Here is a 16,797-nt window from a genome sequence, read left to right on the forward strand (position 1 = left end):
CATGATAAAAGATTATTTATGTAACTTTGCCGCTTAAATAAAATTACCGATGAGCGTAGAGATAAGAGAAGTTACCAGTAAGAAGGAGCTTAAGAAGTTTGTCAAGTTCAATATCGAATTATACAAGGGTAATCCCTATCACGTACCGGGTTTAATAGAGGAAGAGATGATGACGCTGGATAAGAAGAAAAATCCGGCGTTCGAGGTGTGCGACGCTATTTACTTCCTTGCTTATAAGGACGGGAAGGTGGTAGGCCGTATCGCCGGTATGGTGAATCACCCGAGTAACGAGGCTTGGGGACAGAAACGTGCCCGCTTTGGTTTCGTAGATTTTATTGATGATGACGAGGTGGTTGATGCCCTTTTTGGCGCTGTCGAGAAATGGGCCCGCGAACAAGGCATGGAGGAGATCCACGGTCCGATGGGCTTTACCGATATGGATCACGAGGGTATGTTGATCGAGGGTTTCGATCAGATCGGTACGATGGCTACAATTTATAATTATCCCTATTACCCCAAGCAAGTGGAGCGTATCGGATACGGAAAGGATCAAGATTGGCATGAATTTAAGATCTATATACCGGATGGCGTTCCTGAGAAGCACTTGCGTATCGGCGAGATCGTGAAGAAGAAATACGGATTGAAGGTGCTGAAGTTCAAGAACGCTAAGGAGATTATGCCTTACGCCCGTCCGGTATTCCATACATTGAATGCGGCTTTCGCTCCCTTGTATGGTTTCGCGCAATTGACCGAGAAGCAGATCGATTATTATATCAATATGTATATCCCTATGCTGCGTTATGATTTGGTAACGCTGATCGTAAGGGAAGAGGATAATGCGGTGGTTGGCTTTGGCATCTCCCTGCCCAACCTATCGAGAGCCTTACAAAAGGCTCGTGGGCATATGTTACCCTTCGGGTGGATTCATTTGCTGAAAGCGTTGAAGAGCAAACCGAAAGTAATCGACCTGTATTTGACAGGAGTCTTGCCGGAATATCAAAGTAAAGGCGTGAACGCTTTATTATTTAATGACTTGATTCCGGTCTATAAGCGTATCGGTGCCGTTTACGCCGAGAGTAACCCGGAGCTGGAAACGAATAGCGCCGTACAAGCGCAATGGGATTATTTCAAGCGAGAGCATCATAAATCAAGAAGAGCGTATATTAAAAAGTTATAAGAGATATGGATGAGCTGAATTCAACGATACAACAACCTACGGAATATAACGATGATGACATCAAGACACTGGACTGGATGGAGCATATCCGCCGGCGTCCCGGTATGTATATCGGAAAACTGGGGGACGGTAGCTATGCCGATGATGGTATCTATGTGTTGTTGAAGGAGGTGCTGGATAACTCTATCGACGAGTACATGATGGGGTACGGCAAAAGTATCGAGGTGACTATCGAGGAAGGTACGGTAGCCGTACGGGATTATGGCCGTGGTGTCCCTCTGGGTAAAGTCGTGGATGTGTCTAGCAAGATGAATACCGGCGCTAAATACGATAGCAAGGCGTTTAAGAAATCCGTGGGTTTGAATGGTGTGGGTATCAAGGCGGTGAATGCCTTGAGTAGTTATTTCTTGATAACCAGCTACCGTGACGGAGAGTGTAAGCGGGTGGAATATAGTAAGGCGATCGTCACGGAGGAATCGGATATCCAACCGACCGGGGAGGCGAACGGTACGCAGGTGTTTTTTGTCCCGGATCGGGAGATCTTTAAGGATTATCATTATAAGGACGAGTTTATCGAGGGGCTATTAAAGAACTATGTCTTCTTGAACTCGGGACTTTCTATTATTTACAACGGCAAACGTTTCTATTCCCGCAATGGTCTGGTGGATTTGTTGAACGAGAATATGACCACCGAGCCTCTTTACCCGATCATCCACCTGAAAGGGGAGGATATAGAGGTGGTTATCACGCATAGCAACCAATATGGAGAGGAATATTATTCGTTCGTGAACGGCCAGCATACCACCCAAGGCGGTACGCACCTTTCCGCTTTCAAGGAGTCTATAGGTCGTGTCATCAAGGAATATTACAATAAGAATTTCGAGTATTCGGATATTCGTGCGGGTATCGTGGCCGCTATCAGCATAAAAGTGGAGGAGCCTGTATTCGAGAGCCAGACAAAGACCAAGCTCGGCTCGAAGGATATAGGACCGGACGGCCCTACGGTAGCGAAGTTTATCGGTGATTTCATCAAGAATGACCTGGATAACTATTTGCATAAGAATATGGAGACTTCGGAGCTTTTGCTGAAGAAGATCTTGGAGTCCGAGAAAGAGCGCAAGGCGATCGCCGGTGTTACGAAGCTGGCCCGCGAGCGTGCGAAGAAAGCGAATTTACATAATAAGAAACTAAGGGATTGCCGGATTCACCTGACCGACTCGAAAGGGGATTTGCTAGAGGAAAGCAGTATCTTTATCACGGAGGGTGACTCGGCTAGCGGTTCTATCACGAAGAGCCGTAACCCGAATTACCAAGCTGTATTTAGTTTGAGGGGTAAGCCTTTGAATAGTTATGGCTTGACAAAGAAGATCGTTTACGAGAACGAGGAGTTTAACTTGCTTCAAGCGGCCTTGAATATTGAGGATGGCTTGGAAGGTTTGCGGTATAATAAGGTGATTATCGCGACAGATGCCGATGTGGACGGGATGCATATCCGTTTATTGTTGATTACCTTCTTCTTGCAATTCTTCCCCGATTTGATTAAGCGTAATCATGTTTATATCTTGCAAACCCCGTTATTCCGGGTACGTAACCGGCAGAAGACGTGGTATTGTTATTCGGAGGAGGAACGCTTGGCTGCCATAGCCGCTGCCGGGAAGAATCCGGAGATCACCCGATTCAAAGGTCTGGGAGAGATCTCTCCCGATGAGTTCAAGCATTTTATCGGCAAGGATATACGCCTTGATCCGGTGACAATGAAGAAAGAGGACCTCGTGAAAGATATGCTCGAGTTCTATATGGGGAAGAATACCATGGAGCGACAGAACTTTATTATCGATAACTTAGTGGTTGAAGAAGATGTCATCAATTGAAAATAAACGTATTGCGCTTTTTCCCGGTACCTTCGATCCTTTTACGATCGGGCATCAATCCTTGGTAAGGCGTGGGTTGGAACTGGTGGATGAGATCGTGATCTCGATCGGTATCAACGATAAGAAGCTTACCTATTTCTCCTTGGAGAAGCGGATGGAAGCGATCTGGAATCTATACAAGGATAATCCAAGGGTGAAAGTCATGTCATATAATCAATTGACGGTGGATTTCGCTAAAGAGGTCGGAGCCGGCTTTATCTTAAGAGGAATCCGTACGGTCAATGATTTCGAATATGAGAAGACGATCGCGGACGTGAATCGTAAGTTGACGGGTATCGAGACTTTTATCTTGTTTACGGAACCGGAGCATACGCATATTAGCTCAAGTATTGTCCGTGAGTTGTTACGCTACGGCAAAGACATTTCCCAATTCGTCCCTAAAGAGACGAGATTGTATTGAAAATTATGAAACGAATATATCTGATGAAAAGAATCGTCTTATCCCTGCTGATCGTTCTAGGTGTGTTTACCGGAGCGACAGCGCAAAAAGCGAATATGGATGCCCGGAAGCTCCAATTGGCTTTATTCGCCATCTCTAATCTATATGTCGACTCTACTAGCGAGACGAAGTTGGTGGAAGACGCTATAGTCGGTATGTTGGATAAGCTAGACCCTCATTCCAATTATATGGACCCGGAGGAGACGAAAGAGATGACCGAGCCTTTACAAGGCAATTTCGATGGTATCGGCATACAGTTCAATATGTTGACGGATACGCTTTACGTGATTCAGGTAATCCCCGGAGGTCCCTCTGAGAAGGTGGGGTTGATGGCGGGCGACCGTATTATCCAAGTAGACGATACCTTGATCGCCGGCGTGAAGATGAAGACTACCGATATCATGAAGAAACTACGCGGACCGAAAGGTACCGAGGTGCGTGTGAAAGTAAAGCGAGGCAAGTCGCCGGAATTGATGGATTTCAAGATCGTTCGCGGTAAGATTCCCGTGTATAGTCTGGATGCCGCTTATATGGCGGATAAGAATACCGGTTATATTAAGTTGAACCGTTTCGCCGCTTCTTCCGCCGATGAATTCAGGGAGGCGTTGGAGAAGCTCCGGAAACAGGGCATGAAGAACTTGATTCTGGATTTGCAGGGAAATGGTGGGGGATATTTGAATATCGCCATAGAGTTAGCGGATGAGTTCTTGGATAAAAACCGGTTGATCGTTTATACGAAAGGGAGTAAGCAACCTCGTGAGGAGGCGAACTCTACCGCTCGTGGACAATTCCAAGAGGGACGTTTGGTCGTGCTGGTGGACGAGTCCTCGGCTTCGGCCAGCGAGATCGTCTCCGGCGCTATTCAAGATTGGGACCGTGGAGTGATCGTAGGTCGCCGTACCTTTGGCAAAGGTTTGGTACAGAAACCGATTCCCCTGCCGGATGGTTCCATGATTCGTTTGACGGTTTCCCGTTACTATACACCCACCGGACGTTGTATACAAAAGCCTTACGAGAACGGGAAGATGGAGGAGTACCACCATGATCTGATCGACCGTTATAACCGGGGGGAGTTGATGAGTGCCGATAGCATTCATTTCCCGGATTCAATGAAGTATAACACCTTGGTTACCGAGCGTACCGTATATGGAGGTGGAGGTATTATGCCGGACGTGTTCATCCCGGTAGATACGACTCGCTATACGGATTATCACCGGAAACTGGTAGCTTCCGGTTTAGTCAATCGGGTGTCCATGAATTATCTGGATCGTAATCGGAACCAGATGATGGCTAAATATCCGAAATTCCAGCAGTATAAGCAAGGTTTCGTGGTCGGAGAGGATATCATGGAGGAGCTTCTTAAGATGGCCGGCGATGAGAAGATTGAGTTTGAGGAAGAGCAATATAATCGTTCGAAGCCGTTGATCATGCTTCAGATCAAGGCGCTTATCGCACGGGATCTCTATGATATGGCGCAGTACTTCCAGATTATCAATGATGATAATCCGAGTTACCAGAAAGCGCTTCAGATTATTAATAATAAAGAAACTTACAATAGGCTTTTAGGACGTTAGCCAACGTAAACAGATAAGGGTATGTATTGGACGCTTTTTCTGACATTCGTGAAAATCGGTATGTTTACCATCGGAGGTGGATACGCCATGTTGCCGCTTATCCAGCGGGATGTGGTGGACCGGGGGTGGATGACGAAAGAGGACTTTATCGACGTTTTCTCCGTGGCCCAATCGTTGCCGGGTATTTTCGCCGTGAATATAGCGATCTTCGTGGGTTATAAACTGAAGAAGACATGGGGCGGTTTTGTTTGTGCCTTGGGTACGATTCTCCCTTCTTTTGTAATCATGCTCTTGATCGCGTTATTCTTTACGCAGGTAAAGGATAATGTATGGGTGGAGAAGGCGTTTATGGGATTGCGTCCGGCGGTGGTCGCCTTGATCGCCGTGCCTTGTCTGACAACCGCACGCTCTATCAAGTTGAGTTACGTGCAAATGATCATACCTGTCGGGGCGGCATTGCTGATCTGGATGGGTGGGGTGTCTCCCGCTTGGATTATCTTGGCGGCTATAGCCGGAGGTTTGGTGTATGGTTTAAATAAGAAGGGCTGATATGATTTGGTTGCAATTATTATATGTATATCTGAAGATCGGTATATTGGGCTTTGGTGGCGGGTATGCGATGTTATCCTTGATACAAGCCGACGTGGTGGACCGCTATGGTTGGATTTCCTTGCAGGAGTTTACCGATATTGTCGCTATCTCTCAAATGACACCCGGGCCGATCGGTATCAATAGCGCCACCTATATAGGGTATACGGCGGTGCATAATGCGGGGTATTCGGAGACGATGAGTATCCTAGGGTCTTGCCTGACGACATTCGCGGTATGTCTGCCCTCTTTCATATTGGTTCTCTTGATCTCTTATTTCTTCGCTAAGTTCCGGAATAATAAATATGTAGAGGCGGCTTTCCTTGGATTGCGCCCGGCTACGGTCGGTTTGATCGCCGCCGCCGCCTTGCTATTAATGAATAAAGAGAACTTCATCGACTACAAGAGCTTCTTGATCTTTGGCGCCGCCTTTATCTTGACTTGGAAATTCAAGATACATCCTATCTTGATGATTATTTTGGCAGGTATCGCCGGGGTTATTTTGTATTATTGAGGATCAAATCGGCTCAATTTGAGCTGATTCTTTAAGAAGAATGACTACTTTTGAGCCGATAAAAGATAGGTGGAATGGCGTTTATTCTTACTTCTTGCTCGATATAACGCAAATCCGCTGACACACCTTTTGTGCGGAGGTAGCGAGATCGTGGGAAAGAAGTGGTGATAAGCGTGCTTTTTCGTTAAAAAGAGGCCGATTTGGGACATAATAGGTGACGAGACAGCTTGCGAGAGGACGCATTCCTTGATGCGTATACTTGCGTTAGGCGTTGTGAGCGGCTGTGCATTGGGTTGTGAGTACCTGTGAATAGGCATTCGTAGCCTGTTACAACCCTATCGTAACACTGTTTCACCCTTTTTCTTGTCTAAATAGATGAATTAGGATGAATTCATTTCACTGGAATAAAAGACTGTTTTTGGGTATTCGTCTATTAGCGAGATGATTGCCGTTTTTTTCTTTCGTATTTGGGAGTGAGCCGTACCTTTGCCCGGAATAATCGATTCTCCGGGACTTCGGTTATCATTTTGTCAAATTGTCAAATCGATGGCCTTATAAATATATATCCGCACGCTTTCCTGTCGATGCAATTGCCCGTTTAATCGGTGAAAACAGCCCCTTTTTCTAGTCTGGTTGCCCATGTTTTTAAGGTAATATAGTTTTGCTTTCGTAAAAAGATAGAAAACGAAGGCAATATGAAACAATACGCTTTATTATTCGCATGTCTGTTCTTCCTCTGTGTGGGGAGTAAGGCACAAGAGCAACCTACCCGATGGACGTTGCGTGCTTGCTTGGATTACGCTTTGGAGCATAATATCCAAGTAAAGAAAAGCAAGGTGTCGCATCTTTCCGGTATAGAGGATACGAAGCAGGCGAAAGCACAGCTTTTCCCTTCCCTTTCGGCTTCGGTTACCCAAGGATTCGTGAATTATCCTTCGAGCGACGCCGCTACGAATAATAGCTATAGCGGTAATTATGCGCTGAACGCTAAATGGACGCTTTTTGATGGAGGGCAACGTGTACAGGCGATCAAGCAACAGGAAATACAAAATACCGTCGATGAGCTGGGTATCGAGCAAAACGAGGATGATATCCAAATCTCCTTGATACAGACCTATATGCAGGTACTATATGCGATGGAGTCCGTTCGTATCAACCAAAATACGGTCGAGGTATCTACGGCGCAACGGGATCGTGCGGTGGAGTTGCTACGTGCCGGTTCGATCTCGAAAGTGGATTTGGCTCAGTTGGAAAGCCAGTTAAGCACCGATAAATATCAATTGGTCGTAGCCCAGACGAATCTAGACAATTATAAGTTGCAATTGAAGCAATTACTAGAACTGGATATAACCGAAGAGATCGAATTGGTGATGCCGGAGCTTACGGAGAAAGATATCTTAACCCCGCTTCCGAGCAAGCAAACGATTTACAATACCTCTCTGGCCGTGATGCCGCAAATAAAGAGCAGTGAGCTGGCCGTGGATATCGCCGAGCTGGAGAAGAAAAAGGCGAAAGGTGCTTTCCTTCCTTCGCTCTCCATGAACGCCGGGCTGGGTACCGGCCATCTTTCCGGAACGGATTACGCTTTCGGTAGCCAGATCTGGAATAGCTTCAACGAGAGTGTCGGATTGACGATCAGCATCCCTATCTTCAGTAACCGCCAGTATAAGACGGCCTATAACAAGGCGAAATACGCGATTACCACCAGCCAGTTGGAGTTGCTGAATGCCCAAAAGCAATTGCTGCAAACCGTGGAGGGGATCTATCTGGACGCTACCTCGTCGCAGACCCAATATACCTCGGCTACCGAACGCTTGAGTTACGTGAAAGAAAGCTATAACTTGATCGATGAGCAATTCAGCCTCGGTATGAAAAATACGCTTGAGCTATTGACGGAGAAGAACAATTATCTGACCGCCCAGCAAGAGCAGCTACAAGCGAAATACATGGCCTTGATGAGCGTTCAATTGCTGAATGTTTATCAGAAGAAGCCGGTTGCGGAGAATTATTAACCCACTAATGGATATATTTACTCCACTCTCTTTTTTCAAGGTTACCCTGCGACGGAGGTTGCGGGGGCCTTTTGAACAAGAATACAACGTAAAACAGAAATAAAACAAATCAGAATATGGACAAGAAGAAACTAATCATGGGCGGTGTTGCCGTTATCCTTATAGCGGGGGGCGTGTTCCTTTTCACGGGCAAATCCTCGAAAGGCGGGATCAAGCTGGAGACCGCTAAAGTAGGGCGCAGCACGATCACGAATACGGTTACGGCCACCGGTACGGTAGAGCCCGTTACCGAGGTTGAGGTAGGTACGCAGGTCTCCGGTATCATCGATAAGTTGTACGCTGATTATAACGACGTGGTGAAAGCCGGCCAACTGATCGCCGAGATGGATAAGATCAACCTCCAAGCCGAACTTCGTTCCGCCGAGGCGCAATTGGCGAGCAGCAAGACGGAGTTCGAGTATCAACAGAAGAACTACGCACGTAGCAAGGTGCTTCACGAGAAACAATTGATTAGCGATACGGATTATGAGACGGCTACCTATAATTATGAGAAGGCGAAGGCCGCTTACGACCAGAGTCAAGCCTCCATGGTGAAAGTAAACCGTAATCTCGAATATGCCACGATCACGAGCCCTATAGACGGAGTGGTTATCAACCGGGCTGTTGAGGAAGGACAGACCGTTGCCGCCGGCTTCGAGACCCCGACGCTGTTTACCATTGCCGCCGACTTGACGAAGATGCAGGTAATAGCGGATGTGGATGAGGCGGATATAGGGAACGTGGAAGAAGGTCAACGAGTTAGTTTTACGGTGGATGCCTACCCGAACGATCAATTCGAGGGCGTGGTTCGTCAGATTCGTTTAGGGGACAGCGAAAGCACTTCCAGCGCTTCTTCCAGTACTTCTTCTTCCACGGTTGTTACGTATGAGGTAGTAATTACGGCGGATAATCCGGACTTGAAACTGAAACCTCGCTTGACGGCAAATGTCACAATTTATACGTTGGAACGTGCGAATATCCTGACCTTGCCGAACAAGGCACTTCGTTTTATCCCCGAGCCCGCCATCATGGAATCGTTGGGTATGACCGTGACAGATCCGAATGCGGAGGTACAACCCGGAAAACGCTTGGTTTGGTCCCGCCAAGGAAATACCTTGAGCCCGAGGCAGATTACGGTCGGAATCAGCAACAACAGCGTGACCGAAGTAACCGAGGGCTTGAGCGAGGGCGATGAGGTAGCCGTAGATTTAGCGAGCGCCGCCAACATGCCGGAAGTAGGTGCAGGAGCGGAGCGTAGCCCTTTCATGCCGGGCCCTCCGGGAAACAACAAGAATAAGAAAAACAAATAAGTACCATACGTAGAGACGGGGCGTGCCTCGTCTCATCCTCTGCAAAGTCCAAATAGTTTGCGTCATGAAAGAAATTATCAGATTAGACAATATAAAACGAGACTTCCACGTTGGCGACGAGACCGTCCATGCCCTGCGAGGCGTGTCGTTCACGATTCACGAGGGGGAGTTCGTTACGATCATGGGAACCTCCGGCTCCGGAAAGAGTACGTTGCTGAACACGCTGGGTTGCCTTGATACTCCTACGAGCGGGGAGTATTACTTAGACGGAGTATCCGTGCGCACCATGAACAAGCGGCAGCGAGCGACCCTCCGGAATCGCAAGATCGGATTCGTTTTTCAAAATTATAATCTGTTGCCGAAGACGACAGCGGTAGAGAACGTAGAGCTTCCTCTCATGTACAATCCTACTTATAAAGCGGCCCAACGTAGAGAGAAGGCGGTCAATGCTTTAATTGCCGTAGGTTTGGGAGATCGTCTGATGCATAAAAGCAACCAGATGTCCGGTGGCCAGATGCAGCGTGTGGCGATCGCCCGTGCCTTGGTGAACGATCCGGCGGTGATCCTTGCGGATGAGGCTACTGGCAACTTGGATACCCGTACCTCTTTCGAGATCTTAGTGCTCTTCCAGCGTCTGCACGCCGAGGGACGTACGATTATTTTTGTCACCCACAACCCGGAGATCGCCCAATATAGCAGCCGGAATATCACGCTGCGCGACGGTCATGTAACCGCCGATACGGTGAATACGAATATCTTGAGCGCGGCCGAGGCTTTGGCCCGCCTGCCCAAGAATGATGATTAGAATAATGAATTAATGTGGTAATAGCATATTTTTTAGAATGAATACGACGAATTTACTAAAGATAGCCCTTCGGGCCTTGGCCAACAACAAGCTGCGGGGATTCCTCACGATGCTGGGTATCATCATCGGCGTGGCTTCCGTGATCACGATGCTGGCCATCGGTCAAGGCTCGAAGCGGAGTATACAGGCGCAGATCAGCGAGATGGGCTCGAACATGATCATGATCCAGCCGGGAGCCGACATGCGTGGCGGCGTACGCCAAGACGCCTCTGCCATGGAGACGCTGAAGCTACAGGACTACGAGGATATCGTGAACGAGACTCGCTACGTCTCCGCCACCTCGCCCTCCGTGAACAGTAGTGGACAGGCCATCTATGGCGCCAATAACGCCCCGACTACCGTCTACGGTATTAGCCCGGATTATATGGAGATACGCCGATACGAGGTGGAGGATGGCGATATGTTCAGCGATCAGGACGTACAGACCGCCGCCAAGGTATGCGTGATCGGGAAGACGGTGGTGGATAACCTTTTCCCCGGCGGAGAGAATCCCGTCGGTAAGGTGATCCGTTTCCAGAAGCTACCGTTCCGGGTCGCGGGCGTACTGAAAAGCAAAGGATACAACAGCATGGGAATGGACCAAGACGACCTGATCTTAGCTCCATACACAACTATTCAAAAAAAGATCTTGGCCATTACCCATTTGCAAGGCATAACCTGCTCGGCGCTCAAGGAGGAGTACACCGATCAAGCCATAGACGAGATATCGGAGATACTGAGGCGTAACCATAGGCTGCGGGAAACCGATGATGATGATTTCACGATCCGGAGTATGCAGGAGTTGAGCACGATGTTGACAAGTACGACGGATATAATGACGACGTTGCTGGCTGCGGTGGCTGGTATCTCTCTTCTCGTTGGTGGTATCGGTATCATGAATATCATGTACGTGAGCGTGACGGAGCGTACGCGGGAGATCGGCCTCCGTATGAGTATCGGTGCGAAAGGCATGGATATCTTGGCTCAGTTCTTGATCGAGTCTATCCTTATCAGCGTGACCGGAGGATTGATCGGCGTGCTTTTCGGCGTGGGGGCCGCCTTGGTCGTGAACGTCGTGGCGCATTTCCCGATCTATATCCAGCCGTGGAGCGTACTGCTCTCTTTCGTGGTATGTACGGTGACGGGCGTGTTCTTCGGATGGTACCCGGCCAAGAAGGCGGCGCAGCTCGACCCGATCGAGGCCATACGCTATGAGTAGACGAATGCTCACTAGATAAGGCTACATGGCTCATATAACGGTAGGAATGACTATATTTGCGTAGCACTAAAGAGGATAATAAGATGAATGACACACCACAATCTCCCCCTATCAAAGGTTTGGGAAAGTTGATACACATCGCGGGATGGGGTATCCTGTTCTGCTCCCCCTTTTTCTTCACGGGGAGGGAGTCGCAAGTCACGTTCGAGGGCTATTTCCGGAGCATCATCGTGCCGCTTTCCTTCATGCTCGTCTTCTACTTGAATTACGGGTGGCTGGTGAGGCGGTATTTGTTTAACCGCCGGACAGGGCGTTTCCTGCTGATCAACCTATTGCTTATCGGGGGTATGATGCTGTTCGTGCATCTCTGCATGCGCTATTTCTATCCGCCGGAGATGCATCATCCGGCTCGTCCGCCCCGCCCGTTGAACGAGACGGTGGGGTTCTTTCTCGTCAACGCCGTTATCTACTCCTTGGTAGCCGGCCTTAGCGTGGCGATCAAGATGACGGACGGATGGTACCGGGTGGCGGCTATCCAGCGGGAACTGGAGAAGGAGCGTGCCGAGGCGGAATTGCAGAACCTGAAGAGCCAGCTTAACCCGCATTTCCTGTTTAATACGTTGAATAATATCTATAGCTTGATAGCGTTCAGCCCGGAGAAGGCACAGGAGGCGGTGCACGATTTGAGCCGCTTGCTTCGCTATGTCTTGTATGAGAGTAGCCAGCCTTTTGTCCCATTGGAGAAGGATTTCGACTTCCTTCGTAATTATGTGGAGCTGATGCGTATACGCCTGCCCAAACATGTGGAGCTGAAAACGAATATCGTCGCTTCCTCCCCGGGAACCTTGATCGCCCCCCTGTTGTTTATCTCCTTGGTTGAGAATGCGTTTAAGCATGGGGTGAGCAATAATAAGCCGTCTTTCATCCATTTGGATATCCATCAGGAGGGGGCGGAGGTAGTTTGTACTATTGTGAATAGCTATTTCCCGAAAAGCCCGGATCAAGATAAAAGTGGTTCCGGTATCGGGCTGGTGAATCTGGAGAAACGCTTGGGGCTGCTCTATCCGGGGCATTTCTCGTTCCAATGCGGTCGGGAGGGGGATAACTATTCTTCTTATCTATCAATTACTATAAACGAGACTGAGATATGAGATTGACTTGCGCTATTATTGACGATGAACCTTTAGCGGTTAGCTTGCTGGAAAGCTACGTCTTGAAAACTCCGTTTCTGGATTTACAAGGGACTTATAATAGTGCCTTGGACGCTCTTTCCGACTTACGGGATCGGCCGGTGGATCTGCTTTTTCTGGATATCCAGATGCCGGAGTTGAGCGGATTGGAGTTCTCCCGTATCTTGAACGCCGATACCCGTGTCATTTTTACGACGGCTTTCGATCAATATGCCGTGGATAGTTACCGGGTAAACGCGCTGGATTATTTGTTGAAGCCAATTAGTTATCCGGACTTCCTTGCCTCGGCGAATAAGGCGTTGCGATGGTATGAGCTGCTCCGTAAGCCGGTGTCTTCGGAAGAGAAGGAAGGATCCGCGCCAATCGCGGAGAAGGGCGGGATGGAGAGTATTTTCGTCAAGAGTGAGTATAAGCTGTTGCAAATAGAGCTGCGCAAGATATTATATATTGAAGGATTAAAGGATTACGTGAAGATATTCGTGGAGGATGAGCCCCGTCCGGTCCTTTCGTTGATGAGCATGAAGAGTTTGGAGGATATGTTACCTTCGGATCGCTTTGTGCGTGTTCATCGCTCTTTTATCGTCCAGCCGGAGAAGATCAAGGTGATCGAGCGGAATCGGATTGTCTTTGGAAAGGAGTATATCCCGATCTCCGACAATTATAAACAGCATTTCCTAGAGATGATAGAGCGTAGATCGATCCTGCCGAAATAACCGCTGGTTAGTTGAGCAACTGGAGCAATAATTTCTCTATCGCTACGGTCATAGGACGTCCGTCGCAGGAATAGTTGTTTACGAATAGGGCGATGGCGTATTGCTTATCGCCTTTGTTTATATATCCCGCATATCCTTTTACCCGGCTCATGCTTCCGCTTTTAAGATGAGCTTTTCCTTGGAGGGATGAGCCTTTTAAGAAGTTCCTCACCGAGCCTTCTACCCCCGCTACGGGCAATGATTCGTAGAAGGCTGTGTGTTGTTGTGAACAGGTTTTCATATAAATCAATAAATCAGCCACAAAAGCTGTTGATAACTTGTTGGTAACCGCAAGACCGCTACCGTCGTACATCCAGACGCACGAGAGGTCGAGTCCTTTCCCTTGCCAATAGTCCCGAAGCACCTGGATACCCCGGTTAAAAGAAGATATGACCTCTCCCTTACGGGGCGTATAGCGTAGGCCGATCGTCTTGATCAAGGCATCGGCGAATAAATTATGGCTGACATGATTGGTCACTTCCACGATTTCCCGAAGCGTAGGGGAGTAAGTGGTAACAATCTCGGTCCGTTTCCCGGGTTGCCACCTACCGGCTTCCCGCAAGATACGGAAACAGGACGGTGATTCGTCGACCGTGATCCCTTCATGTTCCAATTGCCTAGTGAGATAATCCGCTAGGAAAAGAGCCGGGTCGGGAATATCCCCTTTGAGCGGATACCATTCCCGGTTAGCGGGGACAATGCCATATAAATAACGATCCGTGGCGAATGGCGCCCCTACGATAAAAGAACTATCCGAAGATACTTGCTGGGTCGTTAAGTAATTATGGAAATGGATGCCGGATAATTCCGGTTCGGTTCCTTTCAACTTCGGGCGGGTTCCGGGAGCTCCGGTTTGCAACCCTAATTTATAAAGATTGTCGAATACGCAAATCCCATAGCTTCCGGCACCATAATAACTACCCATATCTTCGCCAACCCATTTAAGGGAAGTGCCTTCCGTGTCAAATATACTTTCATCAGCGATTACGGCTCCTTGTATTTTATGGATACCCACCTTTTTCAAGGCGGAGATCCATTCCTGTAGAAACCGCTTATGATCCGGGGCTAAATGCGCTGAGCCAAGGCTAGGATCTCCGCTTCCCTTGATATATAAATTGCCTTTTAACAAGCCGTTCTCGATGGAGCCGTCGTATTCTAATGTCGTGGGAAAGCGATAATCCTCGCCCAATATCTCCAATGCGGTAGCGGTCGTAACCGTTTTCATGACCGAGGCTGGGGTCAGCTGCCGGATTGTATCGTAAGCGAATACCGTCTCGCCACTGTTAACCTCTTTCACGATCAAGGAAAATGAAGCTCCTTCCATATAAGGCTTGCGCAGGAATTGCTTGATAGGTTGTGGAGTCTGTGCCCCCACTGAAAGGTATAAGCAAGAAATGAGGAAGAAAAAGGATATTTTACGTATCATGATGTTTATATATTCTACTTTATTCTATCTTTGTCGCAAGCAAAGATATGAAAATAATATGAATCCACTGTTTGACAAGCCTTTTACGTTTGACCGTGTAATACGCATAGTGTTCGGTATACTGGTCATCTCAGGAATTATTTATTTGATAGCCTTATTACGAAACGCTTTGTTACCTTTCCTGATCGCTTGGTTACTGGCTTATATGATGCAACCGTTCGTAAAGTTCTTCCAATATAAATTATGTTTTAAGAGCCGCATCTTATCGATTATGGCGGTATTGGTGACTTTAGGGCTATTGATAACGTTGCTGGTAGTCATGGTCATTCCTTCCATTGCGGCTGAGGCGGATAAAACGCTAGAACTGATCCGCACACATGATCCCGGTGAAGGTCATGTCCCTTTGATCCCGCATTCATGGATGGAATATCTGGAAAGTAATGTGAACTTCGCCCAGATCATGGAGTTATTGAGTAAGGAGAATTTGTTGAAAGCGGTGAAGCAGATTGCGCCCCAGTTATGGTCTATCTTATCGAACACTTTCTCAATCCTTTTCAGTATCACGATCGTGTTCGTGATCTTGCTTTACTTTATTTTCATCCTTTTGGATTATGAGAAGATCGCGAATGGTTGGATCGATTTGATACCGGAGCGTTACCGTCCGTTCCTGCAAGGTTTGGCTGAGGATGTGGAATACAGCATGAACCGTTATTTCCGCGGACAATCGTTGATCGCTCTCTCCGTAGGGGTTCTGCTCGCGATCGGTTTTAAGATCATTAATTTCCCGTTGGCGGTCACGCTGGGCCTGTTTATTGGCGTGCTGAACTTAATTCCCTATATGCAGGCGATCGGTATTATCCCGATGATTCTATTGAGCTTATTGCGTTCGGCCGAGACTGGAGAGAACTTCTGGTTGATCTTTGGTATGGCTATTTTAGTCTTGGGTATCGTACAATGTATACAGGATTTATATCTTACCCCCCGCATAATGGGTAAGGCTATGGGACTGAATCCCGCCATCATCTTACTCTCATTATCCATCTGGGGAACGATCCTAGGCTTTATAGGCTTAATAATAGCCCTCCCATTGACAACATTGTGCTTATCCTACTATAAACGCTTTATCTTGCACGAAGATAATGAGTTAGATCCCGGAAACCTTGCTCATCAACCTAAGCGAGAGAAAATAAATTCAGATTTAATCGCAAAAAAATAGCCATGCCTATTGCATATTAAAAAAATACTCCTACCTTTGCACCCGCATTACAGAAGTAACGCACAGGATGATTCGCTAGCTCAGCTGGTAGAGCACAACACTTTTAATGTTGGGGTCCTGGGTTCGAGCCCCAGGCGGATCACATAAGAACAAAGCCAAAAGAGATAAGTCCTGCAATATTAACGTATTGTGGGCTTTTTTATGTTTTAGTCTTGCTTGAAAGCCCAAAAAGGCGCACGAAAAGATACGGTTGAGTATCCAAATCGTACCCCCTTCCCCAAAAAACGATTAGGGGGTACAATTGTCGGAAAGTCCTTCTGATAAACTACGTGGAGGTCTTCTATTTAATACCAAAACTCATGATCGAATACAGAACTAGCTTTTTTATTTGGTAGATAACCTATTTACTTATTTCTCCAACTTTATAACCTACGATTCCAAAAGATTTGTGTAGCGCCGGGATTAACCACATGATCAGGCCGGGTAGTCCCCAGCGTTTTTTCTCTTCGCTGATGAAATAGAATCGGGCTCACCCGATAAATCAGGGGGAAAATTCTTTAATTCTA

14 protein-coding genes and 1 tRNA gene are annotated in these 16,797 nt (G+C 47.6%); 14 read left to right on the top strand and 1 reads right to left on the bottom strand.

Annotation, left to right across the window (positions count from 1 at the left end; translation table 11 throughout):
- The first annotated feature begins 49 nt into the window (after positions 1 to 49).
- From DWX33_RS08795 to DWX33_RS08850, 12 genes are all read left to right on the top strand, one after another.
- Positions 50 to 1,177 carry a hypothetical protein gene (locus tag DWX33_RS08795; RefSeq protein WP_121962689.1) on the top strand — a complete coding sequence of 376 codons (1,128 nt, stop codon included), beginning with the start codon at positions 50 to 52 and terminating at the stop codon, positions 1,175 to 1,177.
- A gap of 5 nt (positions 1,178 to 1,182) precedes the next feature.
- Positions 1,183 to 3,048: a DNA topoisomerase IV subunit B gene (locus DWX33_RS08800; RefSeq protein WP_005859805.1), complete on the top strand. Its 1,866-nt coding sequence runs from the start codon at positions 1,183 to 1,185 to the stop codon at positions 3,046 to 3,048.
- Complete coding sequence (gene coaD, locus DWX33_RS08805; protein WP_005859804.1) at positions 3,035 to 3,508, top strand: pantetheine-phosphate adenylyltransferase; 474 nt, start codon at positions 3,035 to 3,037, stop codon at positions 3,506 to 3,508. Before DWX33_RS08800 ends, coaD begins: the two co-directional genes overlap by 14 nt.
- A 23-nt stretch (positions 3,509 to 3,531) precedes the next feature.
- Complete coding sequence (locus tag DWX33_RS08810) at positions 3,532 to 5,121, top strand: S41 family peptidase (protein ID WP_036630834.1); 1,590 nt, start codon at positions 3,532 to 3,534, stop codon at positions 5,119 to 5,121.
- A gap of 21 nt (positions 5,122 to 5,142) precedes the next feature.
- Positions 5,143 to 5,670 (top strand): chromate transporter, encoded by a 528-nt coding sequence (locus DWX33_RS08815; protein ID WP_005859800.1) that lies wholly within the window; start codon positions 5,143 to 5,145, stop codon positions 5,668 to 5,670.
- Between the two features lies 1 nt (position 5,671).
- Positions 5,672 to 6,223 carry a chromate transporter gene (locus tag DWX33_RS08820; RefSeq protein WP_005867334.1) on the top strand — a complete coding sequence of 184 codons (552 nt, stop codon included), beginning with the start codon at positions 5,672 to 5,674 and terminating at the stop codon, positions 6,221 to 6,223.
- 695 nt (positions 6,224 to 6,918) lie between these two features.
- On the top strand, positions 6,919 to 8,235 hold the full coding sequence (locus tag DWX33_RS08825) for a TolC family protein (protein WP_008772912.1): 1,317 nt from the start codon (positions 6,919 to 6,921) through the stop codon (positions 8,233 to 8,235).
- Between the two features lie 116 nt (positions 8,236 to 8,351).
- Positions 8,352 to 9,584: an efflux RND transporter periplasmic adaptor subunit gene (locus tag DWX33_RS08830; protein ID WP_122380221.1), complete on the top strand. Its 1,233-nt coding sequence runs from the start codon at positions 8,352 to 8,354 to the stop codon at positions 9,582 to 9,584.
- A 64-nt stretch (positions 9,585 to 9,648) separates the two neighbouring features.
- The gene (locus DWX33_RS08835; protein ID WP_048927065.1) at positions 9,649 to 10,389 is read left to right on the top strand and encodes an ABC transporter ATP-binding protein; all 741 of its coding nucleotides are present in this window, start codon (positions 9,649 to 9,651) and stop codon (positions 10,387 to 10,389) included.
- A gap of 37 nt (positions 10,390 to 10,426) precedes the next feature.
- Positions 10,427 to 11,647, top strand: a complete 1,221-nt coding sequence (locus tag DWX33_RS08840) for an ABC transporter permease (RefSeq protein ID WP_122380222.1) — start codon at positions 10,427 to 10,429, stop codon at positions 11,645 to 11,647.
- A gap of 83 nt (positions 11,648 to 11,730) precedes the next feature.
- Positions 11,731 to 12,798, top strand: a complete 1,068-nt coding sequence (locus DWX33_RS08845) for a sensor histidine kinase (protein WP_008772910.1) — start codon at positions 11,731 to 11,733, stop codon at positions 12,796 to 12,798.
- Positions 12,795 to 13,550 (top strand): LytTR family DNA-binding domain-containing protein, encoded by a 756-nt coding sequence (locus DWX33_RS08850; protein WP_008772909.1) that lies wholly within the window; start codon positions 12,795 to 12,797, stop codon positions 13,548 to 13,550. The genes DWX33_RS08845 and DWX33_RS08850 overlap by 4 nt, the downstream gene beginning before the upstream one ends.
- Positions 13,551 to 13,557: 7 nt before the next feature.
- Here DWX33_RS08850 and dacB read toward each other — a convergent pair whose 3' ends face one another.
- The gene (gene dacB / locus DWX33_RS08855) at positions 13,558 to 15,015 is read right to left on the bottom strand and encodes a D-alanyl-D-alanine carboxypeptidase/D-alanyl-D-alanine-endopeptidase (RefSeq protein ID WP_122369216.1); all 1,458 of its coding nucleotides are present in this window, start codon (positions 15,013 to 15,015) and stop codon (positions 13,558 to 13,560) included.
- A gap of 58 nt (positions 15,016 to 15,073) precedes the next feature.
- Between dacB and DWX33_RS08860 the strand changes: the two genes are divergently transcribed.
- Together DWX33_RS08860 and DWX33_RS08865 are read left to right on the top strand one after the other, a co-directional pair.
- The gene (locus tag DWX33_RS08860; RefSeq protein WP_121772135.1) at positions 15,074 to 16,231 is read left to right on the top strand and encodes an AI-2E family transporter; all 1,158 of its coding nucleotides are present in this window, start codon (positions 15,074 to 15,076) and stop codon (positions 16,229 to 16,231) included.
- Positions 16,232 to 16,300: 69 nt separating this feature from the next.
- Positions 16,301 to 16,373, top strand: a tRNA-Lys gene (locus DWX33_RS08865).
- Positions 16,374 to 16,797 lie beyond the last annotated feature (424 nt).

Source organism: Parabacteroides sp. AF19-14, assembly GCF_003635485.1.
Lineage (GTDB): Bacteria > Bacteroidota > Bacteroidia > Bacteroidales > Tannerellaceae > Parabacteroides > Parabacteroides distasonis.